Origin of the sequence: Bacillus sp. SD075, assembly GCF_017355165.1 — a bacterium.
GTDB lineage: Bacteria > Bacillota > Bacilli > Bacillales > DSM-1321 > Peribacillus.
The window spans coordinates 97,682-114,584 of sequence record NZ_JADILK010000010.1 but is presented as its reverse complement, the minus strand read 5'-3'; the positions used below and the strand labels follow the sequence as shown (position 1 = coordinate 114,584).

General features: G+C 41.9%; 15 protein-coding genes. 1 reads left to right on the top strand and 14 read right to left on the bottom strand.

The genetic code is table 11. The features are described from left to right. Positions 1-138: 138 nt before the first annotated feature. The 8 genes from IOC57_RS10200 to IOC57_RS10165 all read right to left on the bottom strand — a co-directional run bounded on the left by IOC57_RS10200 (position 139) and on the right by IOC57_RS10165 (position 8,546). Positions 139-1,365, bottom strand: coding sequence for an MFS transporter (locus tag IOC57_RS10200; protein WP_207438624.1), 1,227 nt, complete (start codon positions 1,363-1,365; stop codon positions 139-141). 241 nt (positions 1,366-1,606) lie between these two features. Next, positions 1,607-2,860 carry a histidinol dehydrogenase gene (gene hisD / locus IOC57_RS10195; RefSeq protein ID WP_207438623.1) on the bottom strand — a complete coding sequence of 418 codons (1,254 nt, stop codon included), beginning with the start codon at positions 2,858-2,860 and terminating at the stop codon, positions 1,607-1,609. Positions 2,861-2,923: 63 nt separating this feature from the next. Beyond that, positions 2,924-4,162, bottom strand: a complete 1,239-nt coding sequence (locus IOC57_RS10190; RefSeq protein ID WP_207438622.1) for an ester cyclase — start codon at positions 4,160-4,162, stop codon at positions 2,924-2,926. 56 nt (positions 4,163-4,218) lie between these two features. Further along, the gene (locus IOC57_RS10185) at positions 4,219-4,995 is read right to left on the bottom strand and encodes an HpcH/HpaI aldolase family protein (RefSeq protein WP_207438621.1); all 777 of its coding nucleotides are present in this window, start codon (positions 4,993-4,995) and stop codon (positions 4,219-4,221) included. Positions 4,996-5,058: 63 nt separating this feature from the next. Continuing rightward, on the bottom strand, positions 5,059-5,757 hold the full coding sequence (locus IOC57_RS10180) for an alpha/beta fold hydrolase (RefSeq protein ID WP_207438620.1): 699 nt from the start codon (positions 5,755-5,757) through the stop codon (positions 5,059-5,061). 2 nt (positions 5,758-5,759) lie between these two features. Continuing rightward, positions 5,760-6,383: a cupin domain-containing protein gene (locus tag IOC57_RS10175; RefSeq protein WP_207438619.1), complete on the bottom strand. Its 624-nt coding sequence runs from the start codon at positions 6,381-6,383 to the stop codon at positions 5,760-5,762. Between the two features lie 125 nt (positions 6,384-6,508). Further along, a complete protein-coding gene (locus IOC57_RS10170; protein WP_286184699.1) occupies positions 6,509-7,276 on the bottom strand; it encodes an SDR family NAD(P)-dependent oxidoreductase in 768 nt (255 codons plus the stop codon). 244 nt (positions 7,277-7,520) lie between these two features. Beyond that, positions 7,521-8,546 carry a LacI family DNA-binding transcriptional regulator gene (locus IOC57_RS10165; protein WP_207438618.1) on the bottom strand — a complete coding sequence of 342 codons (1,026 nt, stop codon included), beginning with the start codon at positions 8,544-8,546 and terminating at the stop codon, positions 7,521-7,523. Between the two features lie 855 nt (positions 8,547-9,401). Between IOC57_RS10165 and IOC57_RS10160 the strand changes: the two genes are divergently transcribed. Beyond that, a complete protein-coding gene (locus IOC57_RS10160; protein ID WP_207438617.1) occupies positions 9,402-9,575 on the top strand; it encodes a hypothetical protein in 174 nt (57 codons plus the stop codon). A gap of 182 nt (positions 9,576-9,757) precedes the next feature. Here IOC57_RS10160 and IOC57_RS10155 read toward each other — a convergent pair whose 3' ends face one another. The 6 genes from IOC57_RS10155 to IOC57_RS10130 all read right to left on the bottom strand — a co-directional run bounded on the left by IOC57_RS10155 (position 9,758) and on the right by IOC57_RS10130 (position 16,901). After that, complete coding sequence (locus IOC57_RS10155) at positions 9,758-10,603, bottom strand: HAD family hydrolase (protein WP_207438616.1); 846 nt, start codon at positions 10,601-10,603, stop codon at positions 9,758-9,760. Positions 10,604-10,726: 123 nt separating this feature from the next. Then, positions 10,727-11,995, bottom strand: a complete 1,269-nt coding sequence (locus tag IOC57_RS10150; protein ID WP_207438615.1) for a PTS ascorbate transporter subunit IIC — start codon at positions 11,993-11,995, stop codon at positions 10,727-10,729. Positions 11,996-12,026: 31 nt separating this feature from the next. Further along, positions 12,027-12,293 (bottom strand): PTS sugar transporter subunit IIB, encoded by a 267-nt coding sequence (locus tag IOC57_RS10145; protein ID WP_207438614.1) that lies wholly within the window; start codon positions 12,291-12,293, stop codon positions 12,027-12,029. Positions 12,294-12,310: 17 nt separating this feature from the next. Then, positions 12,311-12,577, bottom strand: a complete 267-nt coding sequence (locus IOC57_RS10140) for a PTS sugar transporter subunit IIB (protein ID WP_048883162.1) — start codon at positions 12,575-12,577, stop codon at positions 12,311-12,313. Further along, the gene (locus IOC57_RS10135; protein WP_207438613.1) at positions 12,574-14,640 is read right to left on the bottom strand and encodes a BglG family transcription antiterminator; all 2,067 of its coding nucleotides are present in this window, start codon (positions 14,638-14,640) and stop codon (positions 12,574-12,576) included. Before IOC57_RS10135 ends, IOC57_RS10140 begins: the two co-directional genes overlap by 4 nt. A gap of 872 nt (positions 14,641-15,512) precedes the next feature. Continuing rightward, positions 15,513-16,901, bottom strand: coding sequence for a DHA2 family efflux MFS transporter permease subunit (locus IOC57_RS10130; protein WP_396020797.1), 1,389 nt, complete (start codon positions 16,899-16,901; stop codon positions 15,513-15,515). Positions 16,902-16,903: the final 2 nt, after the last annotated feature.

The following is a 16,903-nucleotide window of genomic DNA, read 5'->3' as shown; positions in this document are numbered from 1 at the left end:
ATTTTGTGAATAAAAATCATAAACGCCATTAAGACAACCTACATGGATTTTATTGATTACATGATGTACGGCAAGGCTTAGCACAAAAAAAGAGCAAACCCGTTAAGGTCTGCTCTTTTACCCTTGCCTTTTAAAAGATCATTTTCTTTCCAACAGCATCTCTTCAAGAGGATATCCTTCATTAGAAGCTTCTTTTTTTGAGTGTTTTATGGAGGTTTTAATAAGAATCGTAGAAGCAATTGATAATGCCCCCATGATCAGGTAACCTGTGGATCTTGAAAACACTTCAATCAAGATGCCAATTAGGACGGGGCCCAGAAACATTCCAGCAGAATATAAACTTTGGAACAAGCCCATTCTCGTAGATTGTTTAATCTCTGGTATATTTTCAACAGCCCAGGAAGTGACGACCGTAAAGATTAACCCGTAACCGAAACCTTGAAATGCCTGTAGTAGAAAAAGCATCGTTAAATTTCCCGCATAAGGAATCAATATGATTATGACCCCTTGTAATACCGCTCCCAAAATCGCCGTATTCATTAAACCGATTTTTTTATAAAAAAGGGCTCCACATAATCCTGCGGCTAAACCATATATGATGAGGTGAGTGTTTGCCAGCATTCCAATCAATAGTGGATTGGCTCCAAGGTCGGTTGCAACTAAAGGTGTGAACGTATCCCTTGTTCCAATGGTGACCATCAAAGCAACCGTTGCCAAAACGGAAATGACCCAGATTTTTTTATCCGTGATTTGCTCGACAAGTATTTTCTTATCGTATTTTACTTTTACCCCTTTAATACTTAGGTCTTTTGTGAAAAATGTTAAAACCAGCGCAATGATGGCGGCGGCCACCGCCACTAAAAAACTATAGCGATAACCATAAGTATTGGCCACTACTGCACCGATGGTTGTCCCTAGTATGGAGCCTACCGGCGATGCAACACCCAGTATCGCTACGGCTTTTACAGCTTCCTTCACACCAAAATACGAGGCGAACATAACATTGTAAATAACCCAGGTGGAACCAGTTAAACCGTCCGAAATTTTCCCAAGGTACAATGTTGTGGCATTTGGTATGAAAAAGGCAAGCGTCCACATTACGATGGTTACCAGCAACCCCATTTGGATAAACAATCTTCGTTTATGAAGCATATCCGAAAATACGCCTATCGGAAGTCGTGTCAATAAGGCCACAATTCCTGAAATTCCGATTATACTGCCTATAATAACTGAATCGAACCCCAGATCTTTAGCATAAGAGGAGATAAATGGATCAAATGCCGTAATGGTGACAAAGAACAACAAGCTAATGATAAAGAATAAGATGGTTTCTTTTCGATTATTAAATTTATTAGTTTTGTTCATATATTCCACCCTTTCATTCCCCTCCCTTTCGTGTCTATAGGACAGAAAGGTGATGCTATTAATGTGTTTACACATATTCTCGTATATTTTCCAGGGCTAAAATCTAATCTGCAGATATAGCCCCATCCACCTGACACTAATTTCAGGCAGGATGGGATTATCCGTTTCTTCCTAGCGGCTGCACCAGAAGCATGTCCTTAATTGAATGCGTTTTCAGCAATTCCTATCATTTAGAGCGCACTCATGTCATCCTGACCGTTGCCGATAATTTATGTCCTTCCAAGCCTTCGATTTCGGATTGATCTTCCGCATGGGATGCCAGGAATTGAATGCCCTGACCTGTGATTTCCTGATGTGTCATGACTTTCACATAACTTCCTGCCCAAAGTCCTCCCGTATATCTTGCTGCCTTTTGGGTCGGCAATGTATGGTTGGTTCCAGAGACTTTGTCAGAGAAGACGACTGAACTGCCTTCATCAAGGAACAATGATCCATAATTATTTAGTTTACCCATCAATTCTCGGCTATTTTTGATATGCAAATGTAAATGTTCAATGGCATAATCATTGCAGATATCCAGTCCTTCTTGTAATGAATCTGCAAGGATGATTTCCCCTCTTTTTTCCCACGATTCGTGTGCAGGTGAAGATGGTGAGAAGGTTTTCAAAAAGCCTTCGATTGCTTTTTGAGTTTCTTCGGCAACCGTTCGGGACGTTGTGACAAGAATGGCCCGTGCATACGGATCGTGTTCAGCCTGGGCCAGTAAGTCGGCCGCTATTTTCGTAGGCGATGCGGAATCATCAGCAAAAACCATCACTTCACTTGGTCCGGCAATAAGGTCTATGCCCACTTTACCGAACACTTGACGTTTTGCTTCCGCTACAAACCGATTTCCTGGTCCAGCGATGATGTCCACTTCTGGGATGGATTCTGTTCCATATGCCATCGCGGCAATCGCCTGCGCCCCGCCAATTGCAAAAATGTCTGTAGCACCGGAACGGATCAAGCCATATAAAACGGCCGGATGGATGCCGCCTTCATAATTGGCCGGGCTTGCTGCAACGATTCTTTTTGCTCCCGCTACCTTTGCTGGGGCGACGACCATGGGTCCTGATGATAATAACGGGAATCGTCCTCCTGGAACATAAGCCCCCACCTTTTCGATTGGTACGATTCTATGACCCATCTTAATACCTTCGCCAAAATCCTTTTCGAATGGAGTTAGGCAGCTCAACTGTTCTTTAGCAAAATCGGATACTCTTTCCACGACCCGATCAATCAGCACTTTTACCTCATCAGGAAGAGTCCTTATACAACGCTCGATCTCTTCTTCACTAACCCGGACCGGACGATCGGAATCCCCGAATTTTCTTTCATATTCCCGTACGGCATCATCCCCGCCTGCTTTTACATTTTCAATAATGGTCTTCACCGTTTGTTCTACTTCATGTGAAGAGGTCTGTTCAAATACGGCCGCTTTTTTCATATATTCCATCCTAATTTCCCCCTAATCGTTTTTAGTGAAGGGACGGCTGCAGCACAGCCGTCAACTAGCCAATCATGATACGCCGGTAAAATTCCCATCATCCATTGCGGAGTCACCATCTTGTTGTGATTCGTTTTCATCAGGCAAATAGATCTGACGCAACACTTCCATCCCATCAAACAATAACCATTCCTCCGAAATTTTTTCATTACGGATTTTATAGTGACTGATTCCAGCAATATCAATGGCCTTTCCGCTTGGGGCCCCGAAGTATCCTGTTCCTTCGTGCACGCCTTGTATTCTCCAGCGTACTGCTACATCCCAATCACGGTCAGAACCGCGTCTATTACACGTTACTCTTTCAAGGATCACTTTCCCATTCGGTACGGAGGCAAACAGGCTCATGAACATTCCTTGAATTTCACTTACCCCGATTACATCCTTGTTGCAGACATAATGAACGACCGCATTTTCCTCATAAAATTCCCGAACAAAATTAAATGAGCGCCGTGCCCAAATTCGATTGAATACAAGCTGCATGAACTCCCCTATCTCGAACTCATCAGAAGATGGGGTGAATAGTTTTGGAGGAAGTCCCGTTTCTGCTGTCTCTTTAAATCCAAACTGTATAGCGGGAGCAAGCTTCTGCGTACTTTTAGCCATTTTTTTAGCAAACTCGACCGGATCTAACCCAAGTTGGAGGACAAGATGATATGTATCCATCACAAGCCATTCTTCGTAAATCTTATTATTTAAAATCATACAATCAGCACTAGTTCTGAACATCACTTTCTTTCCGGTGGCAGGACCGTATAAACTATCTCCAAGGTTCGTTGCAACCGAACGCCCTCGATGTGAAGTGAAAAATCCTGCTTCATCATCCCCTGACCAGATTACACTCCATCCCAGCCCTTTCCGATCCGGAAAAGCATGCAATGTTTGCAGCGTACCTGATATGACTTCGTTAACCCCATGACTATTGATCAACCCTTTATGAACGGATATGCTTGTGCTATACGTATCGTAAATAAGTCCGATGTCTTTCTCTTTCCAGATTTGCCGTGTGATTTTCACAATATAATCAACGATGTTGTTGTATTCCGGGTCAAAGCCGTTCATTCTCTGTTTCTTTTGATTCGTTTCTTCTATATTAATGTAATCATAATCATCTTTTGTATCGAGCATATTAACGTCTTCAGCATCCGCATAGAAGATGAAGTTAGGTGTTTTCTTGACCGGTTGGCTTGCATTCATTGTTGTTTTTTCTTCTTTTGGAGCTACTTGCACTGAACCTGTCTTTTTGTCTGCCATTATAACCATCCTTTTCGTTTAAATAGTTTCGTTGAAATGCTGTACTTCTTGTAAAGTCATTTAACAGATTGAGTGGCCTTGCTTGCAGAGACAACATCATTTAACGCAGACGTAATCACATTATTCAATATGACCCCGACATATTGGGCGCCTTTGTCAAAAGCCGCATTAGCGGCAGTACTGTTACTGGCAACGGTCCCAATTGGCATATCGAGCTCTTTCCCTTTTATGAACAGTTCATCGATGACCTTTTGCACTTCAGGATGACTTGCCCCTTCTAGTTGGTATCCCATGTTCACCGAGAGGTCTGTAGAACCGATAAATGCCAAATCAATACCAGGAACTTTTGCAATGTCTTCAAAATTGTTTGCTGCAGCTTGCGTTTCAATATGCACAATTATCATAACATTTTCATTACTCTCATCTAAATAGGGTTTTCCGCCATCTTTTCCGTAACGCGCCGGTCTGGTGGAATACGATACTCCTCTATTTCCATATGGAGGGAATTTAGCCCGCTTAACTACCTCAAGTGCCTCTTCTTTTGTATTGACCATTGGTACTTGTACACCTTTTGCTCCACGATCTAAAGCCTTTTGAATACTGGAAGGGTCATATGAAACCCGGACAATCGGGATGAGCCCGACTGAATCAGCCGTACGGATAATATTTTCAAGCTCTGAAGGACTGAATGCACCATGCTCGTCATCGATTACGATAAAATCAAAGCCAGCATAACCGAGCATTTCGACTAATGGCGGGGAATTTATCCCTAAAAACACACCAAGAACTTGTTCCCCACGTTTGATTTTTTCCTTTATGGCAATTTTCCTCATCGTCTCCCTCTCTTTCTACAGACTCGTTCAATACGGTAAAAATCACATCCAGTTCCCGGCATTTCAATCACCTGACAACCATTTCCTCAAGGCAGCGCTTACTTTTTCAGGCTGTTCCAAAGGGCTTAAATGGCCTGAATGGCTTATGATTTCAAGACTCGCCGCCGGGATGTTTTCCGTTAAAAACTCGGACATGTGCAGGGGACATACCCTGTCATCCCTTCCTACCAAAATCATGGTCGGACAGGCAATGGCAGGAAGAATGGGACGTTGATCCGAACGCGTTATTACTGCTTTTAACTGATTGATATACCCCTCAATACCGATTTTTTCAGCCATATCGATAATCTTTGAAACTAATGCTTCATCATTTCTACGGTCAGGGTGGATTAACACCGGCAGAAGGTGATTGATTGTAATATCCAGAAATTGACCGTTATTCGCCAGATCGATGAACCTTTCCCAACCTTCGATTTGTTCCAGGCTTGGAGGATTTGGATTTGTATCAAGCAATGCCAATTTCATGACCCGTTCAGGTGCCAGATGCATGATTTCCAAAGAAATGATGCCACCCAGTGATAATCCTGCAAGGGCGAACCTGTCAGGCGCCTCCTCCAATACCGTTTTTGCCATTCCTTCTATAGTATCAGCCTTCGACACATCACAGACTTTCACATCAGCCAGATCTGTTAGGTTCACCGTTTCCCAGAGACGTTCATCACAAAGTGTCCCCGGAAGCAAAATGAGCGGCACTTTATCCATCCTTATTTTTCACCCATTTTCAATTTATCGGCAATTTCCTTTTCAAGTTCTTCAAAGTTATCCGGTTTAATCATTTTTCCTAAATCATTGGCAAAGAATCCATATTCAGCTGCATCCTTGATCACTTTTGGCGACCAGTAAGGGTCTTTACCATCAAATACTTGATGTTGTTCAAGAACGGCAAAGATCCAAGCATCTTCTTCACTGATGTTTTCGAAACCTCTCCATAAACCTGGCGGTAATGAAATTAAGTCCCATTGGTCGATGATCGTTTCGCCATCAATTTCATCAGGACCCTTTCCCCAGTAAAAGCGCCATTTTCCTGAGAGAGGAAGGAAGGATTCAATGTAATCATGCGTATGGTAAGCAGGACCGTTTCCTTTTTGGGCTTTCACCATTCCAATTTGAAAACCATGCGGCTCGGTAATTTCAGGTGTGAAATTATCATTTTCACTTGCTGTATCCCCTATTAATGTATAGTTGATACGTTGATGGCCCGGAATGATACTATCAATGAACATTAACGGTATTCCTTTTGATTTCATTTGATCAAAACGGACGATCCAATTGTTTTCCATTTCCTCATTCGTTACCGCTTTTTTCACTTTAGGCTCTTGTACTGACATTTTAATTTCCCCTTCCCAGTTCGTTAATTTTTTCATTTCTCAATTTTCAAGACCCATCTATTTAGAGGGTAAAGACTTGAGCAGCAGACATTCTTCACCCTCTTTTGAATACGTATTCAAAAAAATCACCAGACGGTCCAACCGCCATCAACCACCAATGTTTGACCTGTCACCATATCTGAACAATCTGATGCGAGATAGACCACGCCGCCAAATAAATCCTCAGTTTTAGCAAGTCTGCCAAGCGGAATTCTACTCAATACTTCAGTTTTGAACGCTTCATCTTCAAACATCGGCTTGGTCATCGGCGTTTCAATGAAGGTTGGGGCAATGGCATTGACATTGACTTGATGCGGTGCCCATTCTATCGCAAGCGCTTTCGTCAGCTGTGTAATTCCCCCTTTACTGGAGGAGTATGCAGCCCGTTTATAATAACCGACGAATGCCATTTGTGAAGACATATTTATGATCTTGCCTTTTTTTTGGTCGATCATATACTTCCCTGCAGCTTGGCTCGTAAAAAATACACTTTTTAAATTAATGTCCAGAACTGTATCCCACTCTTGCGCTGTCAACACTTCAGCTGGCTTTGCCACGTTTATTCCTGCATTATTTATTAAAATATCAATTTTACCGAAGTGTTTATATATCCCTTCCATTACTTTCGCCGTTTCTTCAACCTTTGTTAAGTCAAATGAAACGGGTAAAACATTTGCACCGGTTTGCCCAATTTCATGTGCGGCTTCCTCGAGTTGCTCTTTATTGCGGGCCACTATCGCTATATTGGCCCCAGCCTGCGCAAGTAAAAGGCCTAAGTCTTTACCTATTCCCTTACTGGCGCCTGTAATGATGGCCACTTTACCGTTTAAATTAAATAAATGATTTATATCCAATCTATCACCTATCTTCACCTCATCGAGGCTATTTTTGTACACGCAGGCATTTTGCATTTTCATTTTGAATACGTATTCAAAATGTTGCAAAATGATTGATAGCGATTACAAATTAAAATATAAACAACTTTCCGACTTTTGTAAATAGTAAAACTAATATTAAGCCTAAAAATTTTTAAAAGACCGATTTCTTTTTAAGGAGTGTTAATACACTTGAGGCCCAATCCAAAACCGGCCTTTACCCTTAATCATGCATGGGTGCTGGCCCTGTTGTTTTACGGACCATCAGTTCAGGCTTAAGGAAAATTTGTATCGATGAAGATGATGCTTCTTTATTTTCTATGAGATAAATTAATTTTTCCAAAGCTGTTAAAGACATTTGATCCATTTGTTGAGATATTGTGGTCAACCCTATAAATTCATTAGCGGACAATCTTATATTATCAAACCCAACAACGGATAAATCATCAGGAATTTTCAAATTCAGGTTTGAAGCTGCATCTAAGACTGCTAGAGCCATCTGATCGGATGCGGCCAGGATTGCTGTCGGCCTGTCCTTCTTTTTCAACAATTTTTTTGTAAATGAATAAATCTTGTCATAGGAAAATTCACTATTGAAAATCATGCCTTCATCAATTTCATATCCGTTTTCCATCATCTCTTCTTTATAACCTACCGTTCGCTCATAAGTTGCCAAGTATTTGGATGGGCCGGATATTTTCGCTATTTTTTTATGTCCTAACTTTAATAGATGCTGGACAGCGAGCCTGGCACCTTTATTATTATCCATTACGATAAAGTTAACGTCCTTGATATCGAGGAAACTATTATATAATAATACTGGAAATCCATTATCATGTAACTTCTTGATTTTTTCAGTATAATTTTTACTAACGCTTGTAAGGATGATTCCCTCTACCCTTTTACCAATCAGCAAATTAATGGCTTGTTCCAAGTTTTCATCTTTATGCCCCGTGTTGTAGACGATGACATCATATTTTAATTCTTGTGCCCTCTCTATGATGACTTCCGCCGTTTCGGCAAAGAATGGATTTGAAATGCTTCCTAATATTAAGCCTATTGATTTGGTCCTTTTTTCAACAAGGCTTCTGGCAATTTCATCCCTTGTAAATCCCAGCTCATTAATTACAGCAAGAACCTTGTCACGCGTATTTTTCTTAATATAGGGATAATCATTTAAAACCCTGGATACTGTCGATTGTGAAACACCCGCTATTTTTGCCACATCTTCTGTCGTCACTCTCTTCATGCTTCATTAATCCTTTCCATGTCTAGAAATTGTTATCCTAGGAAACTAAAATAACGGATCTATATCAATATAAACATTATGATTTCCCTTTAATATATCATAATATTTAAAATTTTACTTCCAGTTATGGTACTGTTTTGGGTTTTGAATTGCGTCTGGTTGAACTTTTCGAAAAATAGGAGAATTTAAAGCTTATCTTCCTATAGAAGGAAGATCCATCTATAAAGATGGGCTCCAGACTGTAGAAATGCCTGCAATATTAAGAAACGTTCGGAGTTTCAGAAATCCGCTCCCTTTCCGCCGACTGTCTGCCAAGCCTCATCAAAGCAAGCGCCTGCGGGGTCTCGTCTAGCCAGTTATTCGGCAGGAGTGTCACAAATTTCTTCAATCCATTGAGGGTTTCATAATACAGTCAAAAACCATTTAAGATTCTTGTCCTAAAATCATAGTTCCGTTCCAGCTAAAGTTGATTGGAACGGAAGGTACGAGACTCCTGCGGGAAGAATGCATCCAAGGGAGACCCCACAGGCGCAAGAACGCCGAGGGCCTGGAGTGGAAATCAAATTTTATACCCTCAAAAACATGTTCCAGCTGATTTCAGAAAAAAAGAACAATAAACCTTTTTTCCATTTAGGGTAAAATGCAGATAAATTACAACTAATTGATCAATATTGGAGGATAACATGAAGTGGGTTTTATGATTAGAAGTAAATATTTAAAAGTTATAATACCGTAAGCTCTCATTGGAATCTGCTTTTATTGGTATGACTCAAGTATAGTAATATCAGGAACTTCAGCCAATAGAATGTGGAAGGTAACTTATTCGAAGAATATAGATTCCAGTGAACCATCTGGGTGGGAAGGTATTTAAAACAAAGAAATAACGATAAGGTAACTGTAAAAGCCATTGTAGGTAAAGAAAATGATAAAATCAATACAAGAATCAATAGTTTTGAAGAAGGAAGGGCGGAAGATGGCTCAATTACTTTTCTGCCTCTTTTTTCAGATGATTTTTACTTAGACACCTAAGCCATCAAAAGGTACAGTTGTGTCCGTAGTTTGGGAACACAATGATCAAACTTATACCGTTTTGTTCAAATTAGGTAGATATTAATTGGACAGCAGGTATTGATGGATAAATTCCCCTTCGATTATCCAACAAAGCTCGTCCTGGGGAGGTCCCCAGGACGCGCTTTGCCTTCCAGATTATATCAGTTAAACTTCCCCTTCAAAAAGCGATACAGTCCATCTTCTCGATATGAATACTCCGTCACTTCATCGGCCTGTTCTTTGACCAGGTCCGTGGCATTTTTCATGGCCACGCAACGCCCGGCGAGTTTAAATAGCGGGAGGTCATTTTCACCATCGCCTACGGCCAGGATATTTTCCGGTGCCAGCTTGAAATGTTTCAGCAGCAGTTGAACGCCTGTTGCTTTTGTGATGCCTTCCACGGTCACTTCTACATTATGATGGGTGGAGGAAGCTGTGGTAAAGGCATTGTACTGCTTGATTTTCTCCAACTCCGCTTTCCATCTTCGAATCGTATTCATTTCATTGCTGAAGAAGTAGATTTTGGCTACACTGCTTATATCCAGTTGTTCTGACCATCTTATTTTGTCTTCCACTGCATCCTGCCTTGATAGCCATTCATTTTCATCCACTGTCTCCGGCTTTGGCATCAAACCTTGTTTAACCATATAGTCTTTATCTTTAAGTAATGCCATTCGTGTTCCAGCGTTCGGATGAACTTCGTAAAAAATCTCTTCCGCTCCTGCTTTATCGACCAATTCTTCCACAAGTTCCGTCGACAGGGCGTGTTCGACAATCTGTTTCTTTCCGATGAATACGGACATTCCATTGGCAGTCACCATTCCATCGGCTTCCATGCCTGACGGCAAAACGTCCCTCACTTCTTCCATCGTTCTTCCTGTTGCAATGAAAATCAGCTTACCGCTTTCCCTCAGTTCGCCTATGCATTGTTCCAGCGTCTCATTCACAGTATTTCTTTCGTTCAATGTCGTGCCATCCAAATCGAGCACAATTGCCTTATTGGTCATGCAAATCACCTCAAAAATCCGAATGATGATGAAAATGCCAACAGCCCACTATCTATAAGATCTTAGGCTGTTGGTTTCATTCATTCATTTATTTTTGTACATCTACCTTAACAGTATAACAGTTTAGGATAATCCTAAAAGTTTCATGACGCTTAGGATGAAGAGACCGACCACACCGAAGTCCGAATCACCAAATGTTGTACCTTCAAACCCTACATCCCCCAAGAAGACCAGCAGTATCGCCGGCAGGAAACTAATGATGAGCCCGTTGGCAAAAGATCCAAGCATCGCTCCGCGTCTGCCTCCTGTGGCATTTCCAAATACACCTGCTGCAGCTCCGGTGAAGAAATGCGGTACAAGCCCTGGAACGATTACTTTCAATCCAAGTACCGGTAGGAGGAACATGGATAATAGTCCAGCCAAGAAACTGAATAGGAATCCAATGATCACTGCATTTGGAGCGAATGGAAAGATGGTAGGACAATCCAATGCAGGTTTTGTATTCGGCGCCACCTTATCGGCAATCCCTTTGAATGCAGGGACGATTTCAGCAATTAACATCCGAACCCCTGCAAGGATGATGTAGACTCCTGCAGCAAATGTTATCGCTTGGATGAAAGAGAATACGATGAAGTTCGAACCGCCGGATAATTCCGTTTCAATATAGTTCTGTCCGGCAAACAATGCGACGATCACGAAGAACATCGTCATCGTAAGCGATACAGCGACTGATGTGTCCCTCAGGAATCCTAAAGATTTAGGAACCTTGATTTGTTCTGTCGTTTTTTCCTTATTTCCAAACCATTTTCCAACAGTCGCGGATACAAAATATCCGATTGTCCCGAAATGGCCGATGGCAAAATCGTCGCTTCCGGTAATCTTCCGTACGTATGGCTGAAGGAGGGCTGGGAACAACACCATGCAAACTCCTAATAGAATGGAACCGACCAAGATAAGCGGAAATCCGTTGAGCCCGCCGACCGATAGGGTGACAGCAAGTAAACAAGCCATGAATAAGGTATGGTGTCCCGTTAAGAATATATATTTAAATGGCGTGAAACGAGCTAGCAAAACATTGACAACCATACCAAAAACCATGATAAGTGCAGTCGAAGTCCCAAAATCACTTTGGGCGGCTGCGACAATGGCTTCGTTATTCGGTATGACGCCTTGTACATTGAATGCATGATCGAACATTTTACTGAATATATCAAGGGCGCCAATGAGCACTGCCGCTCCCGCTCCAATGATAATGAAGCCCATGACGGTTTTTAGCGTTCCAGATACAACATCCGCACTGGATTTCCGCTGTAACAGCAGTCCAATGAGGGCAAACAGCCCCACAAGTATGGAAGGTGTACCCAAGATGTCATTCATGATAAGTTCCAGCATTGCCTCTCCCCCTCTTCTTTATGTTTTCTTCTTATAGATGTGAAGCTAATTTCGATGTGATTTCAGGAATGCTCATCATGTTTTCCAGCGTGATGATCGTCCGGGTTCCATCATCCAGCTGACCGACAATATCCGCCGCTCCCAGGAAAATATCCGCCTGAACCGTTTTTGCGGATGTCAGATCCGTATGATCCACCTCGGCCGTCTTCCCCATTTCCGTCAACGCTTTCTTCACGTTCATCTCCATGATGAAGCTGCTTCCCAATCCGTTTCCGCATACTACCATGATTTTCTTCATATCTATCTCTCCTTTTTTTATCCTACATGCATTTCCAATTTAGATTTGATTTCAGGGATGCTCATCATGTTCTCCAAGGTGACGATCGTCCGGGTTCCATCATCCAGCTGACCGACAATATCCGCCGCTCCCAGGAAAATATCCGCCTGAACCGTTTTTGCGGATGCCAGATCCGTATGATCCACCTCGGCCGTCTTCCCCATTTCCGTCAATGCTTTCTTCACATTCATCTCCATGATGAAGCTGCTTCCCAATCCGTTCCCGCATACTACCATGATTTTCATTCCGCTTCCTCCTTCGAATATTTATGAACGTACTCCATAAGGACAGCTTTATCTGAAGTGCGTAAGATTTCTTCTATATTGGCTGGTTCATTCAATAATTGAGTGAGCTGGATCAATGCCCGCAGATGTGAATCGTTATCTACGGCCGCCAAAATGATAATCAGGCGAACCGGTTTATCCAGCGCAAAGTCCACGGCTTCATCCAATTTCAACAAACTCATGGATAAAGACCTGACTCCCTGCTCCGGACGTGCATGGGGAATAGCCACACCAGGCGTTATCACTACATATGGGCCATTCGTTTCTATCGCCTCGATCATGGCATCCACATATCGCTCCTCGACGGTTCCTAAATCCACGAGAGGCTTGGCCGCGACTTGAATGGCTTCTTTCCAATCGGAAACATGCGGCTGTAATTGAATCGTTTGCATATTGAGCAGTTCTTCTAACACAGGCTTCTCTGCCTCCTTTAAAGAAAATTGGGTTATTTTTGACGTATGGGTATACACATTCGACTTCAAAGCCTTTTCAAGCTGATCCTTTTCATGGATGGTTGCATACTTGGAAATGATTTTTAATAAAGCTGCCATATCCACACTTTCCGTGGTATATCCATACAATTCCTGCATGACCTGCTGTCGCAATGTATGTTTGTCCTGCATTTCCAAAATAGGCGGTACAACAAATAATGCCGCTTTTGTTCTCATATGCACCGTTGAAAAAACAAGATCGTACGACAGTGGGTATTCCGCCGCATTCCTTACTGACAGAACATCCAGGAACAAAATATCAGGAAATAATTCCCTCAATGTATAAATGAGGATATTGCTGATTCCTATGCCATTCGGGCAAACGACAATCGCCCGTTTTCGATCATCCAATGTGGTCCCTTGCCTACGCAGCCATCCGCCAAAATAGATCGTGAAGTATGCCACTTCCTCTTCTGATACTGGACAGCCAATCTCTTTCTCCAACACCCATAGGGACTTTTTTGTCAAATGGTGCAGTTCAGGATAGACCTTCTGCACCCTTCCCGTCATCGGGTTCATTTGTGGGAGACCATAACGCAGGCGATGATATGCCGGTTTAAAATGAACGTATAATTGTTGGCATAGCTGTTCTTTGTCTTTCAGGTGAACAAATGCCAGCCTCTCGAACTCCTCCACGATTTCCTGCAAAAGGTGTTGAATGACTTCATCATCCTTAAGAGGGGAAATGTCCTTCGTTCGATTCATGCTCAGTAAATGTAAGGCTGCGTATAAGTTTTCCGTTTCGCTCCATACTGATTGAAAGGCATTCGTTCTTGTCATTTCCTCAACCATTTTGTATTCTTCCGTCGCAACAAACGGAGCCCAGCTATGGTCGGCCTGCAACTCTTCCCCTTTTCCTATGAGCTGATCTGCACATAGGAATAAATAGCTCAGTTCATGAAGCCGTTCATCCGTAAAGGTGATGCCTAATTTACATTCGATCCTTTCAAGCTGTAACCGGATCGAGCTGAGTTGCTTTTCATGATTTCCCCATATGCACTCCATGATCAATTCACTATTGGGACTGTTCAGTACATCATGCACGAGACGTTCAATGATATATCTCTTTACTCGGCTTTCCCCAATCACCACGTAGCCATCTTGTTTGGAATACTGGATCTTGAGCGATATGTCCCTGTTTTTCTCTTTAAGCCTTTTTAAATCCTTCAACACCGTATTTCGTGAAAGCCCGGTGATCGTCTGGAAATGATAGACGGACAATTCTTCTTGGCTTAACAGGATCATGAGGTAAAAAACTTTTTCCCTGTCTGTCTCTGAAAATATATAATTGCGTTTTGTCAGTTTTACATTCAATTCTTCATCCCTGATTGTTTCAGAAAAGGAGTAGCCCAATTCACGATTGTATTGAATCGGTTGATATCCATGAAATTGGAGCCAGTCATTCACTTTGCTCAGACCATATTGAACTTGCCTTCTCGTCAGGCCTGTTTGGGCTTCAAGTTCTTTCATTTTTGAAATGGGCGAATGCTGTAATAGTTTTAGTAAATTGGCGCTTCTTTCGTCTAAAAACATTCTCAATCCCTCTCCCTGCTTCTACGATATCTCACTTCTTATTAAAAATGTAGCGTTTCTAAGTCCGAATGTTGTCATAGTTACTGCACAATAATATACTCTTTAAACATTTGTGCACAATACCGCATGTCATCAATTTTCAATACAGGCTATCTTTAGAAGAGGATATTAAAGATATTATGGGCAATGAGGGGCATGATACGGGACTTATGGTTTTAGTCTGAAGGCGCAAAGAGGTCATCAGACCAAGCGATAAAAGGGGGGCGGGGGGCAGGGGGCTCACCGCCCGCCCCGCGGAAAGCGAGCATCTGGAGGGGAATCAACCACACCGCACCACTTAGTAAATAGCAACAAAGTATGCGAAAACAGCCTAATCTTAGGGTGAGCCGCCTTTAAGAGTATGGAGAGAAATGAAAGATGATAAACATAAAGAAGGAAATTCAGGGATTTTATTTACTTTCTCATTGAAGAGGAAAGGAATGGTTATGATTGGCAATTTAAAAATGCCATGTATGGCAGGATATACTTGAATGTAAAAAATCCAAAAATAAGTGAATGGAAGTAAGCATATTTTTGGATTTCCGATTACTTCTGATGCTTTCCAGATACGCCCTTTCGTTTTTTTTGACTTACCTTACATCAATATGGATAAAATAAATAACTCATACATCTAAACATCTCCTATTAGTTTTAAATTTTTTGCAACATTTATTAGTAGCCATCAGGGAACATAAAATCAGGCATCAAAGTTTGCCAACTTGAACGAGACGAAAAACATCAGCTTTTAGATCTATTTAGTAAAGTTCAAAATAAAAACAGATCACCAGTTGGAATGGTGATCTGTTTTATTTTGAATATCGAATTTGTAAATATTATTTCGGTTTTTTCATGAATATTGAAAGCACCACATTCAGGATGGCGAAAATCAAACTAATTTTAAATACAAGTGACGAGCCTGAGGCAGCAGCTGCCGGTAAATCATTTGCCACATCAGTCAAGTAGCCATCTTGGTTTCCGGAGAATAACGAAACCATGACCGCTATCCCAATTGCCCCTGATACTTGTTGAGATGTTTGCGTAATCGCAATGCCATCCGGATAGAATTGTTTTGGCAATGCATTCAATGTATTCGTTTGTACTGAAGCAAGTACCATGCCAATCCCAAGCATCATCACGATATGGGTAACCACCATGATCCATAGTGCTGTATCTGTTCCATACATTGCATAAAGCCCGTAGCCAATGACAACTAGAATCGTTCCTGGTGTAATCACGGAACGAGGTCCAAATTTATCAAATAGCTTGCCGATTATTGGGGCAAAAACACAGTTTAATAGACTGCCTGGGAGCATGATCAGCCCAGTAGCGAACGCGGATACCAATAACGCCATCTGCATAAACATTGGTAACACAACCAGCATCGATAACATGTTAAGGAACGTAATCATGTTCATCGCAAGGCCCAGTACAAATAGTGGGTATTTGAATGCTTTTAAATTCAACATTGGGTTTTCCATCTTCGTTTGACGGATTGCAAAGAGAATGAGGGAGATCAAACCAACGATGATCGTGCCAATTACCGTCATATCCGTCCAACCATGATCACCGCCTACACTTACACCGTATACAACTCCACCAAAGCCAATCGTCGATAACAGAACGGACAAGATATCGATTGATACTTGTCGAGTTTCATTGACATTCGGAATATAGAGATAACCAAAGATAAGCGAGAATAACAAGAATGGAATCGTAAACCAGAATATCCAAGGCCATGATAACGTATCTAAAATCATCCCCGCTAATGTAGGACCGAATGCGGGACCCGCCAAGATGACTAAGCCCATCACTCCCATTGCCCCGCCTCGTTTATTCGGTGGGAATATCGTGAAAATGACATTTTGCGTCAACGGTAAAATGATCGCCAGTCCAGCTGCCTGAATGACACGGGCCGTCAATAACACGATAAAAACCGGCGCTACTGCAGCGATGACCGTTCCGATGATCGAAAAAAATAAAGACGCCATGAACATTTGGCGTGTCGTGAATTTTTGCATTAAAATCCCTGTTACTGGCACTAAAATACCAAGCGTTAAAAAGTAGCCCGTTGCAAGCCACTGTATTGTCGTCGCATCCACGCCAAAAATGTGGCTCAATTCAGCTAAGGCAATGTTTAATGCTGTCTCACTAAATAGCCCGACAAAGCCTGCTATCAAAAGAGCAGCCATTATCGGTCCTGTTTTAATATTCTTATTATCCACTT